16 protein-coding genes are annotated in these 20,041 nt (G+C 70.1%); 9 read left to right on the top strand and 7 right to left on the bottom strand.

What is annotated here, in order from left to right:
• Window positions 1-401 (bottom strand): Rrf2 family transcriptional regulator (locus tag JWN68_RS13575; RefSeq protein ID WP_297739783.1); only part of this gene is annotated, 401 nt, incomplete at its 3' end.
• Between the two features lie 235 nt (window positions 402-636).
• Between JWN68_RS13575 and JWN68_RS13580 the strand changes: the two genes are divergently transcribed.
• From JWN68_RS13580 to JWN68_RS13600, 5 genes are all read left to right on the top strand, one after another.
• Window positions 637-2,511, top strand: coding sequence for an acyl-CoA dehydrogenase (locus JWN68_RS13580; RefSeq protein WP_297739784.1), 1,875 nt, complete (start codon window positions 637-639; stop codon window positions 2,509-2,511).
• A gap of 171 nt (window positions 2,512-2,682) precedes the next feature.
• On the top strand, window positions 2,683-3,567 hold the full coding sequence (locus JWN68_RS13585) for an ABC transporter ATP-binding protein (RefSeq protein WP_297739786.1): 885 nt from the start codon (window positions 2,683-2,685) through the stop codon (window positions 3,565-3,567).
• Window positions 3,564-4,091, top strand: a complete 528-nt coding sequence (locus JWN68_RS13590) for a hypothetical protein (RefSeq protein ID WP_297739787.1) — start codon at window positions 3,564-3,566, stop codon at window positions 4,089-4,091. The genes JWN68_RS13585 and JWN68_RS13590 overlap by 4 nt, the downstream gene beginning before the upstream one ends.
• A 139-nt stretch (window positions 4,092-4,230) precedes the next feature.
• On the top strand, window positions 4,231-5,100 hold the full coding sequence (locus tag JWN68_RS13595) for a histidine kinase (protein ID WP_297739788.1): 870 nt from the start codon (window positions 4,231-4,233) through the stop codon (window positions 5,098-5,100).
• A gap of 11 nt (window positions 5,101-5,111) precedes the next feature.
• Window positions 5,112-5,717: a response regulator transcription factor gene (locus tag JWN68_RS13600; protein ID WP_297739789.1), complete on the top strand. Its 606-nt coding sequence runs from the start codon at window positions 5,112-5,114 to the stop codon at window positions 5,715-5,717.
• Between the two features lie 18 nt (window positions 5,718-5,735).
• On the opposite strand, the gene JWN68_RS13605 is transcribed toward JWN68_RS13600, so the two are convergent.
• Together JWN68_RS13605 and JWN68_RS13610 are read right to left on the bottom strand one after the other, a co-directional pair.
• Complete coding sequence (locus JWN68_RS13605; protein WP_297739790.1) at window positions 5,736-5,951, bottom strand: DUF6458 family protein; 216 nt, start codon at window positions 5,949-5,951, stop codon at window positions 5,736-5,738.
• A 222-nt stretch (window positions 5,952-6,173) separates the two neighbouring features.
• A complete protein-coding gene (locus JWN68_RS13610; protein WP_297739792.1) occupies window positions 6,174-7,895 on the bottom strand; it encodes an NHL domain-containing thioredoxin family protein in 1,722 nt (573 codons plus the stop codon).
• A gap of 36 nt (window positions 7,896-7,931) precedes the next feature.
• On the opposite strand from JWN68_RS13610, the gene JWN68_RS13615 reads away from it, so the two are divergent.
• From JWN68_RS13615 to JWN68_RS13625, 3 genes are read left to right on the top strand one after another with little or no spacing between them, the layout of a single operon-like run.
• A complete protein-coding gene (locus tag JWN68_RS13615) occupies window positions 7,932-8,750 on the top strand; it encodes a maleylpyruvate isomerase family mycothiol-dependent enzyme (RefSeq protein WP_297739794.1) in 819 nt (272 codons plus the stop codon).
• Entirely contained in the window at window positions 8,747-9,694 is a 948-nt protein-coding gene (locus JWN68_RS13620) for an oxidoreductase (protein WP_297739796.1), read from the top strand. Before JWN68_RS13615 ends, JWN68_RS13620 begins: the two co-directional genes overlap by 4 nt.
• A 39-nt stretch (window positions 9,695-9,733) precedes the next feature.
• The gene (locus JWN68_RS13625; protein WP_297739798.1) at window positions 9,734-10,735 is read left to right on the top strand and encodes a glycerophosphodiester phosphodiesterase family protein; all 1,002 of its coding nucleotides are present in this window, start codon (window positions 9,734-9,736) and stop codon (window positions 10,733-10,735) included.
• A 10-nt stretch (window positions 10,736-10,745) separates the two neighbouring features.
• On the opposite strand, the gene JWN68_RS13630 is transcribed toward JWN68_RS13625, so the two are convergent.
• Window positions 10,746-12,341, bottom strand: a complete 1,596-nt coding sequence (locus JWN68_RS13630) for a hypothetical protein (protein WP_297739800.1) — start codon at window positions 12,339-12,341, stop codon at window positions 10,746-10,748.
• Window positions 12,342-12,428: 87 nt separating this feature from the next.
• On the opposite strand from JWN68_RS13630, the gene JWN68_RS13635 reads away from it, so the two are divergent.
• Window positions 12,429-13,994, top strand: coding sequence for a phospholipase D-like domain-containing protein (locus JWN68_RS13635; protein WP_297739802.1), 1,566 nt, complete (start codon window positions 12,429-12,431; stop codon window positions 13,992-13,994).
• 15 nt (window positions 13,995-14,009) lie between these two features.
• Here the strand turns inward: JWN68_RS13635 and JWN68_RS13640 are convergent, their stop codons facing one another.
• From JWN68_RS13640 to JWN68_RS13650, 3 genes are all read right to left on the bottom strand, one after another.
• Complete coding sequence (locus JWN68_RS13640) at window positions 14,010-14,282, bottom strand: hypothetical protein (protein WP_297739804.1); 273 nt, start codon at window positions 14,280-14,282, stop codon at window positions 14,010-14,012.
• Window positions 14,283-14,435: 153 nt separating this feature from the next.
• Window positions 14,436-18,272 (bottom strand): putative Ig domain-containing protein, encoded by a 3,837-nt coding sequence (locus JWN68_RS13645; RefSeq protein WP_297739806.1) that lies wholly within the window; start codon window positions 18,270-18,272, stop codon window positions 14,436-14,438.
• 461 nt (window positions 18,273-18,733) lie between these two features.
• The gene (locus JWN68_RS13650; protein ID WP_297739808.1) at window positions 18,734-19,801 is read right to left on the bottom strand and encodes a ferric reductase-like transmembrane domain-containing protein; all 1,068 of its coding nucleotides are present in this window, start codon (window positions 19,799-19,801) and stop codon (window positions 18,734-18,736) included.
• Window positions 19,802-20,041 lie beyond the last annotated feature (240 nt).

A 20,041-nucleotide genomic window follows, 5' to 3' on the forward strand; every position in this document is an offset into this window, starting at 1 on the left:
CTGCCGTCGGCGAGGTCCTGGATGGTGACCTGCTCGAAGACCATCCGCAGCGAGCTGCGGGCCGCGATCCACACGTGCTGCAGCACCTGGGCGGAGTCGTCGTACGCCACCGCCTCGGGGCGCAGGCCGTAGACCGAGACCAGCGGGCCGTCGACCGCGCGGATCACGTCGGCGACGGTGACCGAGCGCGGCTCCCGCGCGAAGCGCCAGCCGCCCGACTGACCGCGCTGCGACACCACGATGTCGGCGCGGCGGAGGTCGGCGAGGATGGCCTGGAGGAAGCCGTGCGGGATCCCCTGGGCCTTGCCGAGCTGCTCGGCGCTGACGGCCGTGCCATCGGTGCGCACCGCGATCTCGATCAGCGCCCGGAGGGCATAGTCGGCTTTGGCGGAGACGCGCATGTGCGCAGTTTGTCAGATAAGTCGGCCAAGACAGTTGTTGTTGCACCGCAGGTCGCCCGGAGGCGTCGCGCGTACGCCGTCGAACGGCGTCGAACGGCGTCGCGGACTGTGATCCGCGACATCCGCCGTTCGTGTTGCGTGAGCCGCTCCGGCGAGGCATGATTTTGTTACCGGCGAGTAATCACCCTCGCAGGCCCTCATCCCGGACCCTCCCGCACATGAACAGGTGGAAGCAGTGAGCCACTACAAGACCAACCTCCGCGACATCGAGTTCAACCTCTTCGAGGTGCTCGGCCGCGACGACGTGCTCGGCTCCGGGCCCTTCGGCGAGATCGACGGAGAGAGCGCGCGCGAGATCCTGCGCGAGGTCGAGCGCCTCTCCCGCGAGGACCTCGCATCGTCGTACGAGGACAGCGACCGCAACCCGCCGGTCTTCGACCCCGAGACGCACACCGCCCCCGTGCCGGCGTCGTTCAAGGCCAGCTACCAGGCGTGGATGGACTCCGAGTTCTGGCGCCTGCAGGTCTTCGAGGAGATGGGCGGCACGCCCGCCCCCTCGTCCCTCATCTGGGCCATCGGCGAGATGGTGCTGGGCGCCAACGCCCCGGTGTGGATGTACGCCGCCGGGCCGGCGTTCGCCAACGTGGTCCACCGCAACGGCAACGAGCGCGACAAGCAGGTCGCGCAGTACATGGTCGACCGCCAGTGGGGCTGCACCATGGTGCTCACCGAGCCCGACGCCGGTTCCGACGTCGGTGCCGGCCGCGCCAAGGCGGTCGCCAACGACGACGGCACGTGGAACATCACCGGCGTCAAGCGCTTCATCACCAGCGCCACGCACGACATGAGCGAGAACATCATGCACCTCGTGCTGGCCCGTCCCGAGGGCGTGGACGGCGCGGGCGGTCCCGGCACGAAGGGCCTCTCGCTCTTCTGGATGCCCGAGCACCACTTCGACCTCGAGACCGGCGAGCTGACCGGCGAGCGCAACGGCGTCTACGTCACCAACGTCGAGCACAAGATGGGCATCAAGGTCTCCAACACCTGCGAGGTCACCTTCGGCGACCCGCAGGTCGGCGGCGGCGAGCCCGCCCGGGGCTGGCTGCTCGGAGAGGTGCACAACGGCATCGCGCAGATGTTCGACGTCATCGAGAACGCCCGGATGATGGTGGGCACCAAGGCGATCGCCACGCTCTCCACGGGCTACCTCAACGCGCTGGAGTTCGCGAAGGAGCGCGTCCAGGGGGCCGACCTGACGCAGGCGGCCGACAAGACCGCACCGCGCGTGACGATCACCCACCACCCCGACGTGCGTCGATCGCTGATGACGCAGAAATCGTTCGCCGAGGCCATGCGTGCCCTGGTGCTCTACACCGCGACGTGGCAGGACCGCGTGATGGTGGCCGAGCACAACGGCGAGAAGGACGAGCTCGCGGCCGCGGTCAACGACCTGTTGCTCCCGATCGTCAAGGGCTACGGCTCGGAGCGGTCCTGGGTGCTGCTCGGGACGGAGTCGCTGCAGACCTTCGGCGGTTCGGGCTTCCTCCAGGAGTACCCCGTCGAGCAGTACGTCCGCGACGCGAAGATCGACACGCTCTACGAGGGCACCACCGCGATCCAGGGCCAGGACTTCTTCTTCCGCAAGATCGTCAAGGACCAGGGTCGCGCGCTCGGCCACCTGGCCAAGGAGATCGAGGGCTTCATCGCCAGCGAGGCCGGCAACGGCCGCCTGAAGATGGAGCGCACCCTGCTTGCGACCGCCTTGGAGGACGTCAACGCCATGGTCGCCCACATGATCAGCGACCTCATGTCCGCCGATGTCACTGCCGAGGGCGGCGACCTGCGCAACATCTACAAGGTGGGCCTCAACACCACCCGCCTGCTGATGGCGCTCGGTGACGTCGTGTGCGGCTGGCTGCTGTTGCGCCAGGCCGAGATCGCACTCGAGAAGCTGGGTGGGGACCCCGGGAAGGACAAGGCGTTCTACGAAGGCAAGATCGCGGCCGCGCAGTTCTTCGCGCAGACCAACCTGCCGCGCCTGACCGCCGAGCGCGCCATCGCCGAGGGCGTCGACCTCGCGCTGATGGACCTCGACGAAGCCGCGTTCTGACCTGACGGCTGCTCCCCTCGCAGCGGTGAGTCAGCCACATTCCTGGATCAGGAAATGTGGGTGACTCACCGCTCAGTCGTGATGGGCAGGCGCCGACCGATGACAGTTGTCACGGGTTTGTGGTGAGGTCTCCCCCGAGTCCCCGGGCCGGGGTGACGACAGGCTGGAGCCATGACCACACCAGCACTCCGGGCGATCGGCCTGACCAAGCACTTCCGGACACCCAGCGGCGAGACCGTCAGCGCCGTCGACAGTGTCGACCTCACGATCCACCCCGGCGAGATCGTGGCCTTCCTGGGCCCGAACGGTGCCGGCAAGACCACCACCGTCGACATGCTGCTGGGGCTGACCGCGCCCACCAGCGGCACGGTCGAGGTGTACGGCACCACGCCCCACCGCGCGGTCGTGGACGGCCGGGTCTCGGCCGTCATGCAGACGGGCGGGCTGCTGCCCGACGTCACGGTGCGCGAGACGGTCCGCGCGATCGCGGCGCTGCACGGACGACCTGAGCGGGTCGACGTCGCCATCGAACGCGCAGGGCTGGGGCCGATCGCCGGCCGGCAGGTCCAGGCCTGCTCGGGCGGCGAGCAGCAACGCCTCAAGTTCGCACTGGCACTGGTCCCCGACCCGGACCTGGTGATCCTGGACGAGCCGACCACCGGCATGGACGCGGGAGCGCGACACGAGTTCTGGGAGACCATGCGGGCCGACGCGGCCGAGGGCCGCACCATCGTATTTGCCACCCACTACCTCGCCGAGGCCGACGCCTTCGCCGACCGCACCGTGCTGATGGCCCGCGGTCGCATCGCGGCCGACGGCCCGACCGCGGAGGTGCGGGCGGCGTACGGCGCTCAGACGATCACCTTCCGCCCGCCGGCCGACCGCGTCGGGACCCACGGGGTGGACCCCGGCTGGCTCGAGGAGGTCCGCCGCGCGATCGCGCCCCTGGGCATCACCGACCTCGAGGTCGCGAGCGCCAGCCTCGAGGCCGCGTTCCTCGCCCTGACCGGCGACCCGATCGACAACCCCACCGACTCCCAGGAGGCACTGCGATGAGCACGCTGACAACCCCCAGTCCCGACGTGGCCACGCGCTCCGTTCGGCGTACCACCCGTCCGATGCCTGTCGTCTACGCCGGGCTCGATCTCAAGCGGCAGCTGCGCGACAAGATGGGGATGTTCTTCATCGTGGCGCTGCCCGCGTTCTTGTTCTTCGTCTTCGGGATGGGCGACGACGAGGCCTACGGCAGTGCGAACGTCGCGATGTACGTCATGGTCTCGATGGCGGCGTACGGCGCTGTCACCGCCACCACCACCGTCGTCGGCGCCGCGGCCACCGAGCAGACGATGGGCTGGGGTCGCCAGATCGCACTGACGCCGCTGGCACCACTTGCCTTCGTGGCCATCAAGACCGGTGTCGCCATGCTGGTCGCAGCTGTCCCGATCGCGCTGATCTATGCGATCGGGGCGGGCACCGGCTCCGAGGGCAACACCGTCGACTGGATTGCCAGCGCTGCGATCGTCTGGGCCGGCTCGGCCCTTGAATGCTGGTCACGACTCGGTGTGGCTGTTGCTCGCTAACGTGTGCGCGTGGACGGTGATCTTCGCGGCGCTGGCGGTCTGGGGGCTCCGGCGACGCCAGGAGCGGGTGTGACGCCGTCACCTCCAGAAGCCGCGCCCACGCCGTGGGAGCGGTGGGGCTGGGTCGGCGGCCTACGGCGTGGTCTACCTCCTCGGCTGGAGCGTCTGGCAGGAGCACGCGCTCCGGGTCTGGTTCGCCATGGCCGCGCTGGTCCTGGCCACGGTGCCGGTCACCGGGATCGATGCGATCGGTCTGACGCCCTATCTCGGGGCGTTCTCCGCGCTGGTCGTCCCTGCGCCGTGGTGGAAGTGGACGACGGCGGCCACCGCTGCCCTACCGGTGATCTCCTTGGTGGACGGCGACTTCCCGCTCTTGTTCTTCCTGCTGGTGTGGCCGATCATCGGGTTCTGCACCGCGATCCGCATCTTCACCGCGGTGGAGGACCGGGCACGAGAAGCGCGGTCAGGGCTCGCCCTCGTCGCCGAGCGCGAGCGGGTCGCCCGCGACCTGCACGACGTGCTCGGCCACTCGCTGACAGCGCTGTCCATCAAGGCGGAGCTCGCGTCCCGGTTGATCGATGTCGACCCCGCCCGCGCCAAGGCCGAGCTCGAGTCGATCCAGGCGACGGCCCGGCAGGCGCTCGCCGAGATCCGGGCCACCGTCGGCGGCCTGCGCGCCGCCAACCTGGACGCCGAGCTGGCAGCGGCGCCCCAGGTGCTCGCCGATACCGGCGTCGAGACGCGCCTGCTCGGCAGCGTCGTCGACACCGACCCCCGGCACCGGGTGCTGCTCGCGTGGGTGCTGCGCGAGTCGGTGACCAACGTCGTCCGGCACGCGAGGGCACGCTCGGTCGTGATCGAGCTCGGACAGCGAGGGATGAGCGTCACCGACGACGGTGCCGGCATCCACGAGCGCGAGCGCAACGGCCTGCGGGGCATGCGTGAACGCGTCTCGGGGGCGGGCGGCACCCTGACGCTGCACGACGCCGCACCGGGCACCCGGGTGTAGGTGGAGCTGCCGTGATCAGGATCCTGCTGGCCGACGACCAGGCCCTCGTCCGCGGAGCCCTCGCCGCCCTGCTCGACCTCGAGGCCGACATCGAGGTGGTCGCCCAGGTCGGCCGCGGCGACGAGGCCGTGACCGCCGCCCGGGAGTCCGGGGCCGAGGTGTGCTTGCTGGACATCGAGATGCCGGGCCTCTCCGGGATCGAGGCCGCGGCGGCTCTCCGGGCAGAGCTACCGGCAGTGCGGTCGCTGATCGTGACGACCGTTGGCCGCCCGGGCTACGTCCGTCGGGCGCTGGACGCCGGTGCCGCAGGATTCCTGGTCAAGGACACCCCTGCCAAACAGCTCGCTGACGCCGTACGCCGTGTCCATCAGGGCCTGCGCGTGATCGACCCGGACCTCGCGGCCGAGTCGCTGATGGCCGGGCCCAGCCCGTTGACGTCCCGCGAGGCGGAGATCCTCCGGCTCGCGCTGGACGGGTCTCCAGTGGCGGGGATCGCGGCCCGCGCGCACCTGTCCGAGGGCACCGTCCGCAACCACCTGTCCGCGGCGATCGGCAAGACGGGCGCCACGACCCGAGCGGAGGCTGCCCGTCTCGCCCAGGCCAACGGCTGGCTCTAGGGGACCGCGGCTGCCGCGTCAGACGTCGCGGTGCTGCTCCTCCACGACCGTGGTGTGCGAGGTACGCCGCGAGGCGACCAGCCCGAGGACGATGCCGAGGATCCCGGCCAGCAGGAGGATCCAGCCGACGGTCGTGGTGGCGACCACGTCCTCGACCGAGGCCGGGAGCTCAACCGCCCCCGTGAGAAGGATCAGGCCGATGACCACCAGGACGATGCCAACACCAAAACCCATGACGAGCTCCCTTGCGAGTCCGGGGCGTCGCGGGTGCGGGCGCCGTCCTTCGACCATAGACCGTCGTCGCCCTGGTTCGGGGGAACCCGTCACGGCACGGTCGCGCGTAGACACGCGGACCGAGGTCGGTGCCGGTGCGCCCCCGGAGCGCGGCGCAACGCTCCTCGGGCGACCAACGTCCGCGCGTCTACATCACCGCTTGGACCTGAGTCTCGGGAGGACTCAGGTCCAAGCGCCGCCCAGCGGCAGGGTCAGGACCGCAGTCCCGGCAGGGTCGATGCGCACCGGGACGCCCCAGTCCTGCTGGTGCATGCGACAGGCGGCCCCTTCCCCTCCGTCGATGTCGCAGGAGGCGGCGCGAGCGGCGACGTGGAGCACGCCCTCGCCCACGTGGGGGTCCAGCACCAGCTCGCGCGTGAGGTCGGTGCCGCGGCCCTCGCCCTCCCGCAGCAACCCCGGCGGGGTGGCTGTCACCAGCAGCTGTGAGGACGGGCCGAAGCGGTCGTCGACCTTCTGTCCAGGCGGCGGGGCGAAGGGGACGTCAAGGCGCAGCGTGGGACCCACCTCGGTCACCGGCCGCTGCGTGGTGTGGCTGAAGTCGTCAGCGGCCACGCGAGCGTCGAGGGGGATGCGGGTGAGTCGGTGGGCGCCGGACTCGACGACGACGAGCTGCCCCTGGTCGACGTACAGCCCGCTCGGCTCCCTGAGGTCGCTGGCGATGGTGGTCAGCTGACCCCCGGCCAGGCGACGGACTGCCCCGTTGTAGGTGTCGGCGATCGCCACCGAGCCGTCGGGGAGGACGGCCACGCCGAGCGGGTGCTGGAGGAGTGCCTGGTCGGTCGGCCCGTCACGGAAGCCGAAGTCGAAGAGGCCGGTGCCGACGACGGTGTGGACCTGCCCGCCCTCGACGTAGCGGAGCGACGAGGTCTCGGAGTCGGCGAGCCACAGCCGCTCCCCATCGACGGCGAACCCGCTCGTCTGCGCGAACCACGCCTGCTCGAGCGGCCCGTCGAGCAACCCCTCGTTGGCCGTGCCGGCGGCGATCGCAACGTCCTTGGTGACCGGGTCGTACGTCCAGAGCTGGTGCACGCCGGCCATCGCGATCCACACCCGGTCCTGCCACCACACGACGTCCCAGGGGCTGCTGAGCCGAGACGTGCCGTCGCCGGCGAACCACTGTCGGCCGTCGCCGGCCAGGGTGCTCACCGCTCCCGAGTCGAGCGACAGCCCGGCCAGCCGGTGGCCCACGGTGTCGGCGACGACCACGTCGTAGCCGAGGTCGAGATCGGCCGGGACGAGGCACAGCCCGTTGGGCTCGCGGAAGCCGGGGAACCGCCGCTCGACCGAGCCGTCGGCCGCGAGCAGGACGACCTGGTCGTGGCCGGCGTCCGCCACCAGCGCCCGGCCGTCCGGGAGTGGGACGGCCTTGGCCGGGAACCTGAGGTCGGTGGGCTCTACGACGGGTGGCACATAGGGCGAGTCGCCGGGCTGCAGGCTGCCCCTGGACCGGTGCTCCTCGACGAGCGTGGCCAGCAGGGCGGAGATGGCGTGGCCATGACCCTCGCCGGCGTAGTGGCCGACGATGTAGCCCTCGGGGTCGATGAGCACCAGCGTCGGCCAGGCGCGGGCCGTGTAGGCCTGCCACGTCGTCAGGTCGGGGTCGTCGAGCACCGGGTGGTGGACGCCGTAGCGCTCGACGGCGGCGACGAGTGCGTCCGGGTCGGCCTCGTGCACGAACTTCGGCGAGTGAACGCCGATGACGACCAGCTCGTCGGCGTACTGCTCCTCGATCGGACGCAGCTCGTCGATGACGTGCAGGCAGTTGATGCAGCAGAAGGTCCAGAAGTCGAGCAGCACGAAGCGACCTCGGAGGTCGCGCAGGGTCAGCGGGGTGGCGGTGTTCAGCCACCCCCGGCCGGTGAGCTCGGGAGCACGTACACGCATCCGGTCATTGTCCCCGACAGCGCCTAGGGTTTGGTCATGACCGATGCCCCCGAGCAGCTGCGCGCCTACGTCGACGTCTGGTGGGAGGCGGTCAACGACTTCACCGCACTGCTGGACAAGGTGCCGGTCGACGCGTGGGACACCCCGACCGACCTGCCGGGTTGGGACGTCCGGGCGGTCGTCGCCCACACCGCGCACCTCGAGTCGCTGGTCGCCGGTGGCGAGCACGAGGACGTCGAGATCGGCGCCGCCCCGCACGCGCGGGGAATGATGGGCCAGTTCACCGAGCAGGGCGTCGTCGCTCGCCGTGACAAGACGCCCGACGAGCTGGTCAACGAGATCCGCAGCTCCGTCACGGCGCGGCACACCCAGCTGCTGGCCGACCCGCCGGCGGACCCCACCGCCCCCGCTCCCGGCCCGTACGGCGCCATCGGCTGGGACACCCGCACCCTGCTGCGCAACCGCCCGCTCGACGTGTGGATGCACGAGCAGGACATCCGCCGTGCCCTGGCGATGCCCGGCGGGATGGACTCCGCCGGAGCCGGGCACGCGATCGGCTACCTGTCGGCGAGCCTGGGATACGTGCTTGCGAAGAAGGTGAAGGCACCGCCGGGGAGCAGCGTCGTGGCGGACGTGGAGGGGCGGGAGCCGGTCGGCGCGATGGTCACCGAGGAGGGTCGGGGGGTGATGCTCGGTGAGGTGCCTGATGACCCGACGACCGGCCTGCGGACCGACCCGGAGTCCTTCATCCTGCTGGCCGGCGGGCGGCGTCTTCCGGAGCCCGGACGCGTAGAGATCTTCGGCGACGTCGCCATGGGACAGCTGCTGCTCGACCACCTGGCGGTGACCCCGTGACCGGCCCGACGACCCCGACGGCCCAGGCGTGGAGCCTGGCCGACCTCCCCGACCAGACCGGGCGCACCATCCTCGTCACCGGCACGACCCAGGGTGGGTTGGGGCACTTCACCGCCCTCGAGCTGGCCCGTCGTGGTGGCCGCGTGGTGCTGGCGGGGCGAAATGCCGACAAGCTCGACGCCACCGAGGCCGCGATGACGACCGAGGTCCCCGGCGCTGTGCTGGAGAAGCTCGTCGTCGACCTGTCCGACCTCTCCTCCGTGCGGACGGCTGCCTCCGAGGCGGGCGCACTCGGTCCGATCGACGTGCTGGTCAACAACGCCGGCATCATGGCTCCGCCCTACCGTCGGACCGGCGACGGGCTCGAGTCGCAGATGGCGACCAACCACTTCGGCCCGTTCCTCCTCACCGGGCTGCTGCTGCCCCAGCTCGTGGCCAGTGGTGACGCCCGCGTGGTGACGGTGTCGTCGGTGATGCACAAGGTGGCGCGCCAGGTCCCGCTCGGGGACCCACGTGCCGAGCGCCGTTATCAGCGCTGGCCCGTCTACGCCGAGACCAAGCTCGCCAACCTGCTCTTCACCTTCGAGCTCGACAGACGGGCGCGCGGCAAGGACCTGCCGGTGCGAGCCCTGGCGGCTCACCCCGGCCTGGCGGGCACCCACCTGGCAGCCAACGGGCAGTTCGGCCGGGCCCGTGGGGGTGCCGCGAGCATCCTGGACGCGGCGGTCAAGGCGATCGCCCAGCCGGCCCATGCTGGTGCGTGGCCGAGCCTGATGGCCGCGACTGCGGACCTCCCCGGCTCCACCTACGTCGGCCCATCCGGCCTGGGCGAGAGAGGTGGCCCACCGCAGGTCGTCACGGCTCGCGCTCTGGCGATGAACGCAGAGATGCAAGCCCGCCTGTGGCAGCTCAGCGAGGAGACGGTCGGGCTGCGCTGGCCCTAGGGGCGCCCGAGGGGGGCCGGAATGCCTACTGTCAGGTCCATGACCCTTCGCGCCGTTGTCGCATCCTCGCTCACCGCCCTTGCGCTCGTCGCCGTCCAGGCCCCGGCCGCCTCGGCGAGGGCAGAAGCAGCGGACGAGAACCCCTGGCTGACGGAGCGGGTCCTGAACATGGCCCACTCCGGTGGCGAGCTGGAGGCACCCACCAACACGATGTATGCCTTCAAGCGGGCCGTGGCACTCGGCTCGGACATGATCGAGCTCGACGTCCAGTCCACCAAGGACAAGAAGCTCGTCGTCCTGCACAACGCGACGCTCGACGAGACCACCAACGGCACCGGCAAGGTGGTGGCGCGACCGTGGCGCCAGGTCAAGAAGTACGACGCGGCCCACTGGTTCGTGAAGGGCGAGGGGACGACCCACGACGCCGACCCTGCGGCATACAAGCTGCGGGGAGCACGCGACGGGAAGCGCAAGATCGAGGGTTATCGCCCCTCTGACTTCAGGGTCCCCCTGCTCCGTGAAGTGCTCGCGGAGTTCCCCGGAGTCCCCATCAACATCGAGATCAAGGGCACCGCCGACGACGACGCAGTCTCGTTCCTGCGCACCGGCGAGCTGCTGGCGGCGCTGCTCAACAGGCTGGATCGTACAGACGTGAGCGTCACGTCCTTCAACGACGCCGCACTGGCCGACTTCCACGAGCGAGCACCCCAGATCGGGCTGGCGCTCGGTCGCACCGCTCTCGCCGCCTACTTCCTGGGAGGCACGAAGCCGATGGAGGGCACCGTGGCCCTCCAGGTGCCGGTGACGTTCTCCGGGCTCACCGTGATGAGCCGGTCCTTCGTCGAGAAGGCGCACGCGGACGGCTATGCGGTGCACGTGTGGTTCAGCGGTAGCGCGCCGGACACGGCGAAGACCTACAACGCCATGCTCACCATGTGCGCCGAGGGGCTGATGCCTGCGCGCCCGCGTGTCTTCGAGCGCATCCTCGACAAGCGCGACATCGAACGGCCGGGCGACCCCGGGGTCGATCCCTGCGCCTGAGAATGGGTAGCTAGTCCCGCACCCGGTCCCGCACGCGCACCACCCCGGACACGGTGGGGATCCACGCAGCCCCGTCGGGAGCGATGGTGAGCGAGGCGCGGTCGTTGTTCACCCACAGGCCGGTCCCGGTGCGCACGCTGAACACGGTCCGACCGGTGGTGACGTCGAGCGCGGTGAGGTACCACGTGCTGACGCCCCACCAGGTCGGCTTCTTCGTGTAGGCGTAGGCCAGTCCGTTGACCAGCGACACCTTGGCGCCGCCGGACGGGGCGATCTCCTCGCTCGTCCAGACGAGCTCACAGGAGCCCCCGGCGACGTCCACCCGCGCGATCCCCGGACTGGTGCCCATCCCGAGCAGCGTGGCGACCCGGCTGCCGTAGCCGTGGTTGTTCTGCACGATCACCCCGTCACCGACCGAGGCGAGGGAGCTGGCGGTCGCGCTGGCCTCGGACTCGAAGACGGGCTCGGTGCAGATCTCGCGACCGGACGAGCGTTCGTAGAAGGCGACGTTCACCCGGGGCTCGGCGTTGTCGGTGATGGCCACGATGCCGCCGTCGATGATCGTGGGCGGCGTACCGCTCCCCCGGTTGGGCTGTCCCGACTTCTGCTCCGAGCCGCGGTCGTACTCAGTGCGCCAGTCGACGACCGGGCGCCCGGCCGGCCCGGTCGAGAGTCGGTGGAGGGCGTGCGTCGTGACGACGTAGGTGCCGCCGGTCTCGTCGGTGACCATCGGGTGCGCGACCTCCTCCCCGAGGTCGAGCGACTTCACGACTCCGTCCTCGGGCGCGACGGTCCCCACCAGGCCGTCGGCCGTCGTGAACCAGATGCGGCCGGTCCAGTCGGGCAGCATCGCGACGAGGCAGTCGTCGGCCGGGACCTCTCCCGTCAGGTCCCAGGCCTCGTCGGTGGTCAGGTCTGCCGCCCCGTCGGCATCATCCGTGCGGACTGCCAGGATCCGGCGATCCGACGTCGCCACGATCGCCCGGCCCTCCGCGTCCAGGTAGAACGAGGCACTCTCACAGGGGCCGTCGTCCGGGTTGTCCTCGGTCGGCTCAGGCAGGTCCTTGGTGGCGAGCTTCCGCATCGACTTCGGGTCGATCACGTGCATGCTGGGCCCGGTGGGGTCCTGGCACGTCGCCACGATGCGGTCGTGGGCGTCGACGGCGAGGGTGGCGCACTTCTCCAGACCGAACCAGGTGGAGTCCACCTCCGGCTCGAGACCGACGGGGCCGGCCCAGGGGTAGGTGTTCGAGCCCGAGGCGTCGTTGTGGCTCGAGCTCGCACCGTTGGGCGCGAGGTGCGGGTTCTGGGCGATCGCACCAGCAGCGACTGGATTGTCGGCGGCCGGCCGGCCGACGTAACCGGGCATGACGAGCAGCCCGGGCGACGGCGGGATGGGCAACCAGCCATCGGGGACCAGCACGACGAGACCGGCGATCACGGCCAGCACGCCCATGGCGGCGCCGCCGCGGCGCCGGTCGATCCAGACGCGGTCCTGGACCCACCACCGCAGCCGCGGCACGCACAGGGCGGCCACGACGGCGACGAGCACGACAGGTCCGAAGGCGACCCAGGCCACGAGGAGTCCCAGGACGATCCAGATCACCGCGCAAGGCTAGGTCCTGGTCCGGCTCGTACGCCGCAGGCGGCTGATCTGCGCACCGAGCCGTGGCGAACGCCCTACAGTGCGGGGGTGAGCGCACCCGAGGACTGGCTACTCACCCAGACCGAACGTGCCAACCCTGCGACCCGCCTCGACGCCCAGCACCCCGGTGAGCGCGCCTGGTCGGAGGGGAACCTGGTCCGGCCGCTGATCCACGGTGCGACGTACTTCGCCGAGCTCTTCGAGCGGATCGAGGCGACCCGCGCCGGTGACCTGGTGCTCTTCACGGATTGGCAGGGCGACGCCGACGAGCGGCTGACCGGTGAGCCCGGCAGCGAGGTCGTCAAGGTGCTCGGCGACGCCGACGAGCGTGGGGTGGACGTCCGCGGCCTCGTGTGGCGTTCCCACACCGAGTCGATCGGCTTCAGCGCCAAGGAGAACGCCCAGCTCGGCCGCGCGCTGCAGCGGCGAGGGGTGGAGGCCATCCTCGACATGCGGGTGCGCACGGGCGGTTCGCACCACCAGAAGCTCGTGGTGATCCGGCACGCCGACGACCCGAGCCGGGACATCGCCTACGTCGGGGGCATCGACCTCTGCTACTCCCGCCGCGACGACGCGGCGCACGGCGGTGACCCGCAGGCCCTGGACAACATGGCCGATGAGTACGGCGATACCCCGCCCTGGCACGACATCCAGGCCGCCATCACCGGGCCGGCCGTGCACGACGTCGAGACGGTCTTCCGCGAACGCTGGGAGGACCCCACGACCCTGCGGCGCAGCCCGATCGTCGTCCTCCACGACCGGATGCGCGGCCTCGACACCACGCCCGACCCGTTGCCCGAGCAGCAGCCCCCGCCGCCGCCGGCCGGTCGGCACGCGGTCCAGCTGCTGCGCACCTACCCCGACCTGCGACAGGGGCGCGACTACAAGTTCGCCCGTGGCGGGGAGCGGAGCGTGGCGCGCGGCTACACCAAGGCGGTCGGGAAGGCTCGGCGGCTCGTCTACGTCGAGGACCAGTACCTCTGGAGCGGCCACGTCGGCAACGTGTTCGCCGAGGCGCTGCGTCGCCACCGCGACCTGCGCGTCATCGTCGTCGTGCCGATGCACCCCGACGTCACCGGCCTCGACCGCAACGCGCAGCTGCTCGGGCGTCGTCGGGCGATGCTCGACATGTATCGCGCCGCACCCGACCGGGTGGCCGTCTACGGCCTCGAGAACTCCGCCGGCACCCCCATCTACGTGCACGCCAAGACCTGCATCATCGACGACACGTGGGCCAGCATCGGCTCGGACAACTTCAACCGCCGGTCGTGGACCCACGATTCCGAGCTCTCCTCGGTCGTCGTCGACCCCGACGGTGACTACGCCCTCGACCTGCGGCTCACGCTGGCCGCCGAGCACCTCGACCGAGCTCGTGAGGACGTCGACGCCCTCGCTGAGCCCCGGGCCATGTTCGATGCGTACGCTGAAGCGGCAGCCGCCCTCGACGCGTGGCACGCCTGCGACGGGGTCGGCCCACGTCCACCCGGGCGGCTCCGGCGCCTCGAGCCGCCGAAGCTCGGTGTCCTCCAGCGCGCGGTCGCGGTTGCGCCGTACCTCTGGATCCATGACCCCGACGGCAGGCCCCGACCGCTCCGGCGCGCCGACCGGTTCTGACGCCCGCGGTGCGTGTCAGTTGGCGGGTCGGAGGGCGGAGTGCAGCCAGGTCGCGCTCGCGAAGTGGGGTCCGTCCTTGACACCCAGGACATACATGCGACCACCGCCGCTCTCGAGATCGCCCGCCGCCCACTCGCGTTGATGCGGGTGCTCGCGTTCTTCCCTGATGGCGTCCTGGATGAAGTCGTCGAGTGGTCGCCGGGGCGAGACCAGTCGTGGTGCCGAACGCTCGGTGGCCTCCGTCAGTGTGCGCGTCAGGAGATCGGTGGATTCGTCGTTGCTGCTCATGGTCGTGCCCTCCCGGTCGGTGGGAATGCTTCCCTAGGTCGTCACCGTCGCATTTTTCGAGCCGTTCGACATCACCCCACGGGGCGCGTCTGCGGCCGATCAGGTCGCGACCCCTCCCGCGCGCCGACCTTCGGCGCCCCGGAGGGAGAAGCGTCAACGAGGGCGGACCCGAATCCTGAAGCGCCTCGTGGTCTTCGCTCCATCGCTGTCGGTCGCAGTCAGGGTGAACTTGAAGACGCCGGTCATGACCGGTCTGCCCTCGATGACGTAGGCGCCCCCGCTCTTCGTGGGCTTGCCCTTCACCCCGCGCGGGAGCTTGCCTCGTCGCGACCAGGTGTAGGTGCCCGTGCCGCCGGTGGCCCTGACGCGTTCCTCGTAGCGCCTGGTCACCCTCGCGCCTGACACCCAACCGTTGATGAACGCAACCGGGGCAGCGACGGGCGGCGCCGGCATCGGCGTCGGAGTGGGGGTCGGGGTGGGCGACGGGGCGGGGCTCGGGCTCGGAGGCGGCGTTGTGGGTGGCGTGGTGGGCGGCGGCGTCACCGACGGAGGCGCCCCCAGCGCGATCGCGGTCAGGGTCATCTGGTCGTTGGTCGACTGGAGCGCGGGGTGCACCGGACCGACGATGGACTGGAGGCTGCTCGCCGCGACACCCGCGGGCAAGACTGTCGGCGACGGCAGCAGCCCATCGAGCTCGTCCAGCGCCTCAGCGTCGAGGATGTCGGTGACGAGCTCATCAGGACCGGTCCCTGTCTCCCCCGCGACAGTCTTCGCCAGCTCAGCCTTGATCGCATCGACGAGGGCCTTCGAACCGACCAGTCCACCGGGGAGGCTGGTGAGGTCGCGCTCACGCAGAGCTGCGCTGGCGCCCAGATCCAGGAAGCTGCTCAACATCGCGTTCGCGCCGTCGAGGCGAATGAGCGCGTCATGAAGCGGACCGGACGACGTGTTGCCCGTCGTCTGGCTGCCACGAAGGAGTCCCCGGTAGACGTCGCCCTGCAGGTCGACCAAGGTGTCGTCGATGGCGGCCTTGGCGGACACGGCAGCCTGATCGAGGATCACCTTGGTGGCTGCGAGCTTGGGGTCCAGCCCGGTGATCGCCTGGTCGAGCTGGTCGCCGGCGCTGATGGTGCCGCTGTGGCCCTGGTAGGAGCGGACCCCCTCGGTGGCTGTGGTCGCTTCGCCCCACGCCAGACGCACTTGGGCGGCGGTCGTGGAGCCGGCGTACATCGGCGCCCCCACGACGTTGGTGAGCTCGTAGAGGTTCCTGCTGGTCGTGCTGCCTCCATCGATCAGCGTCACGTCGCTGATGTAGCTGTGAGTGGTGTCCTGGGAGTAGCCGCCTCGCGGCAGGACGCGAAGCGCCCTTGCTGTGAGTGCGGCCCCGTTCGCGGCACCACGCCTGACCACGCTCTGGACGTAGACCGGGGCGCTCGGCGAGGCCGCCGGCGTGAAGGTCCACACGAATGCGGTGTCGTCGTACTTGTAGGTCACGCTGGTCACCACGCCGAAAACGTTGGCCGAGAAGGCTCCGGGGTCCCAGAACGTGTCGACACATTCCCCTGCGGTGAGCCGGTTGACGACCATCCACTGGTCTTCCCTGAACTTGCATGCCGAGACCGTGGTGGTTCGGACGGTCGTCTTGAAGCACACGTCCAGCTTGCCGAGACCCATCCGGTCCGCCCACTGGAAGACCTGCGGGACGCCGTGGTTGTTGGGGGTGAGGGAGTCCGGGCGGGTCATCGCGGCGAGCGTGCCGGCGGTCTCGCCAGTGGGAGCGACACACTGCGAGACCGTTTCACGACCGGGGATCAGGCGCCACAGGGCGGAGAGGTCGGAGCCGTCGCTGGAGCTGTTCACGAACGGGTTGAAGGTGGTGGCGCCGGTCGTCGTCAACGGCGAGGAGGGGGTGGGATTGCCGGGACCGTCGAAGCCGGGGACGGTGCCCGTCAGCTGACCCAAGGCCTGGTTGACCAAGGTGTCGACCGGGGTGGTGTCCTCGGTCTGTGCCTGGCACGCCGGCGAGGTGGTCGGGGCGAACGCCGCCATGGTGCGGGCGCAGACCAAGCGGTTCAGCAGGGTGCTGTGCGTCCCCTCAGCGGTGTCGGACGTGGAGATCGCCGAGGTGAGGTTGGCGAGCGGGGCGCCCAGCAGCTGGATGTCGCTGAGCCAGCGGCGGTAGCCGGCGCTGACGTACCGCGGGTTCTCCAACATCAGCTGCGCGTACGCCCGCGCTGCGAGCACGAAGTCGTCGACGTTGGCCAGTTGAGGTGCGTCTCCCGTGAGGCCGGAGAGCCGACCGGACCGCCACCCCCGCTGTGCCGGCACCTGGTCGAGGAAGTGGACGTTGCTGGCGATTCCGGTGCTCAGCTGGTTGGCGTCGTTCTGGAGGTCGAAGGACGGGAAGTCGGTGTTGAGCTCCGGGCTGTGACGGGCCGTGACGGTGGCGAAGGTGTGCAGGTATGCCGCAGCGTTGTTGAACTCGTTGAGCGGTAGCGGGGTGTCGTTGCGCTGCTCATAGCCCAGGGCGGAGCTGATGACCTGCCGCAGCTGCGAGTTGGTCCCGTTGCTCAACGCCTCCAGGATGTTGTTCTGCACTGCGTCGAGGGATCCCTGGAGCCGGCTGAGACTGTCGTACATCTGACCGATCTGGACTCGCGCCTGCTCGATGTCGATGACGGCGCGGTCGAGCTTCTGGGAGATGTCGGTCAGCTGGGCCGAGACCTGCCCGAGACTCTCGAACACCAGCGCGAACTGGGCGTTCACCGAGTTCTGGAAGTCAGCCATCTGCTGGGAGATGTTGTCCAGCTGGGCGAAGAGGAGGTCCTCGGCGGATGGCCCGAACACGCCGGCCGCGTCCAGCACTGCCGGCAGCAGCGTCATCACCACACCGAGCACGTTGCCCGACAGTGCAGCCCGGCCGATGCTGCCGCCGGCGAACTCGTTGAACGACATCGCCAGCAGCGTCACCTGGACAGCGGCGGCGCCGACCTGGTCGACGATGTCCTTGGACGCGCTCGTGCCGCCGGTCAGGAAGCCCGTCTGCAGGGCCAGCGTGGTCTGGCTGTCGCGTGCTTCTTCGACCGCCTGGGCAGCGACAGCGGGATCCATCGGCGTCGCGCCGGTGCTTGCCGCTGCAGCCTCTCGAGTGGTGCCGAGTGCGTTGTCCAGACCCGCCATGGCGGCGCCGATGGTGTGCGGGGCAGGGTTGGTCGGCGTACCAGCGATGACGCCGCCAGTGGTCTCGAGGTTCCCGGACTGGTCGCGCAGCGCTGCCAACGCCTGCACGTCTGCGTTGTTCTTCAGCCTCGGAGCGTCGGCGAGCAGAGCGGGAGTGCTGGCGGAGATCGACACGTCAGCCAGGTCCTGCCACACGAGGTCACGGGCGACCGCGAACGACATGCTGTCGTCGGCCAGGGTGGCGCTGTCCAGCAAGACCGCCGTGGGGGTGAACGTCGAGGAAGCAAGCAGGCGCGACTCGGTGTCCCCGGTGGTGCCAAGAGCGTTCTCGGCGTGAGTGCTCGCGGCGACGCTGGTGATCTGCTGTGCCGTCAGTGCGATCAGCTCAGTGGTGGCGCGTTGGAGCGTTGCCGCCACCGGGCCTTGATCGGCCGCAGCGGCCCGCTGGAAGAGGACCATGGTCCTCGAGATCCGGGAGTCGAACGCAGGCCCGGTCACCGACTCTGCGGCCGCACGGAGCCCCTCCACGGCTTCGGCTGCTGCGACAGGATCGATCTGCGGGTCCAGCGCACACATGTGCTGCAGCACCCGCTCGGCCAAGAGGTCCGAGGTGTTGCTCGGGTCGGAGAGCCTGGCCGCGTCGGCCGCGACGAAGAGGTGACGTCGGAACTCGGTGGCGCTCACCGAGACCGGCTCGTTGGCGATCTGGCTGACCAGTGGCACCGGCCCGTCGGCATGCGCTGCCGGCTGGGTCAGGACGGGAAGCCCGATGACGGAGATCGTGACGCAGAGGACGAGGCGCCGAAGCATGGCGATCCTTCGATAAGGCGACGGATGCAGCGCCGGACCTTGCCACAGAACCCCGCGAGCCCACCCTTCAGCGTGGTGCCTCTCGTGTCCACTGTGGTCTAGCCCAGGCGGGTAGGTCATGCCTGGTCCCCCAGGGCTGACCGGCTCGGTGTCGAATCAAGCGCCAGCGGAGCAACCGTGCGAAAGTCTGCTGCGTCCTGTTCGAGGCGTCGGTCGTCGCCCACGGCGCTCGGCGGCACAGGTCAGGAGTCGAGCAGACGTGCTTCAACAGGGCGACGCCGGTCCGAGGTCGACGATGTGGTTCCCCGTGGACGGAGACCACCGCCGCGGAGCCGGTCGTGTGGGGCGATGCGATCATTAGTTCGGGACGGCAGCGCGATGACTCAGTGCGACGACCGGTCGCGCGGCTTGACTGGGGTCCTAGACCACATCGAAAAGCTCCGTGTGGATTCGTGCGTCGCTCACTCCCCACTCCTCCAGGATCCTGGTCGCCGCGGCCACCATCGGGCCGTGGCCGCAGATGAAGTAGTCGCGCGATGTAGCAGGTCGTCGGCGGTCCGTCCTGCCACGACCAGCAGCGCGGGTCGATCGTCGTCGCGGTCGGCGAGGGTCCGCAGCGTGCTGAGCATGGGCGTGACCCCGACGCCCCCGGCCAGGAAGACGAAACCGCTTGAGTTCGTCAGGCCGTCGGTGGTGAAGGATCCGTGGGGGCCGTCTAGGTGCACCGTCCGTCCTGGACGCAGTCCGGCGAGGATCTCGCTGAAGTCGCCCAGTGCCTTGATCTTGGACTCCTTGCGCCAGGGCTCGGTGGCCGCCGACGCGATCGTGAAGGGGTGCTCCTCGAAGACGAAGGGTGAACCGCCGAGCTTGAGCCAGGCGAACTGCCCCGGTCGGAAGGAGACACCCGGGTGGCCGTCGGCGTGCAGGACCACGGTCACCACGGTGGGCGACTCCTCGCGGACCTCATCCACGATATAGCTGTTGCGGTGGGCACGCAGCGGCCGCCACACCCACCGGTGCAGGCTGATTGCGATCATGACATCCGCGAGGACGGCAAGCCAGATCTGCCCCGCTCCATGGCCCCCGAGGTCGCTCACCCAGAACACGTGCAGCGCGACACCGAGCAGCACGATGTTTGACAAGAGCACATGGGCGAGCCGCCATCCCTCGTAGCGAGGCCTTCTCTTGCGTCGGGCGATGGCGAGGCACACCATGACGACCAGGGCGATGGTCGCGGTCGTTGCCGCCCACGCCCGCGGCGGAGCGTTGCGCAGATCGACCAGCGCCAGGCCGGGGCCGTCGGATCGCATGAGCACAAGCCCAACGTGTGCGCCCACGAGCGCCAGCGTGGCGAGCGCGAGGGTCCGATGGCTCCGCAGCAGCCGTTCCACCCCGAGGTACAGGGTGAGGAGGCGGACCCGGCTCGGCAGCACGAATGTTGCCACCAGGAGCGAGATGGCGACGAAGCTCGTCACCATCGATGCCAGATGCAGGCCACCGCCATGGGCCTCCGGCGGGACGGTCGCCACGATCCACATCGGGATCGCAACCGAGCCCATCAATGAGGGCCGACAGGAGGCCCGGGATGAGACGACGTCGTACGGCGTCAGCCCCGCCGAACAACCGACGACGCTCGCCGATACGACGACCCGGGACGAGGCTGTTCCCGGCCATGAGGATGACTACCCCACGAGCTTGGTGGGAGACGATCGCCCGGGTTCGCCCACCGTGCGCTGGCGTCCCAAACTTTGCTGACTGGCCCAACGCTG

It is taken from the genome of Nocardioides sp., from assembly GCF_025964975.1.
In the GTDB taxonomy this organism is placed as follows: domain Bacteria; phylum Actinomycetota; class Actinomycetes; order Propionibacteriales; family Nocardioidaceae; genus Nocardioides.

Excerpts from the sequence above, each read along its gene's own strand:
- JWN68_RS13585 (WP_297739786.1), top strand. The coding sequence starts at position 2,683 with ATGACCACACCAGCACTCCGGGCGATCGGCCTGACCAAGCACTTCCGG.
- JWN68_RS13605 (WP_297739790.1), bottom strand. The coding sequence starts at position 5,951 with ATGGGTTTTGGTGTTGGCATCGTCCTGGTGGTCATCGGCCTGATCCTT.
- JWN68_RS13640 (WP_297739804.1), bottom strand. The coding sequence starts at position 14,282 with ATGAGCAGCAACGACGAATCCACCGATCTCCTGACGCGCACACTGACG.
- JWN68_RS13615 (WP_297739794.1), top strand. The coding sequence starts at position 7,932 with ATGACCGATGCCCCCGAGCAGCTGCGCGCCTACGTCGACGTCTGGTGG.
- JWN68_RS13625 (WP_297739798.1), top strand. The coding sequence starts at position 9,734 with ATGACCCTTCGCGCCGTTGTCGCATCCTCGCTCACCGCCCTTGCGCTC.
- JWN68_RS13645 (WP_297739806.1), bottom strand. The coding sequence starts at position 18,272 with ATGCTTCGGCGCCTCGTCCTCTGCGTCACGATCTCCGTCATCGGGCTT.
- JWN68_RS13590 (WP_297739787.1), top strand. The coding sequence starts at position 3,564 with ATGAGCACGCTGACAACCCCCAGTCCCGACGTGGCCACGCGCTCCGTT.
- JWN68_RS13610 (WP_297739792.1), bottom strand. The coding sequence starts at position 7,895 with ATGCGTGTACGTGCTCCCGAGCTCACCGGCCGGGGGTGGCTGAACACC.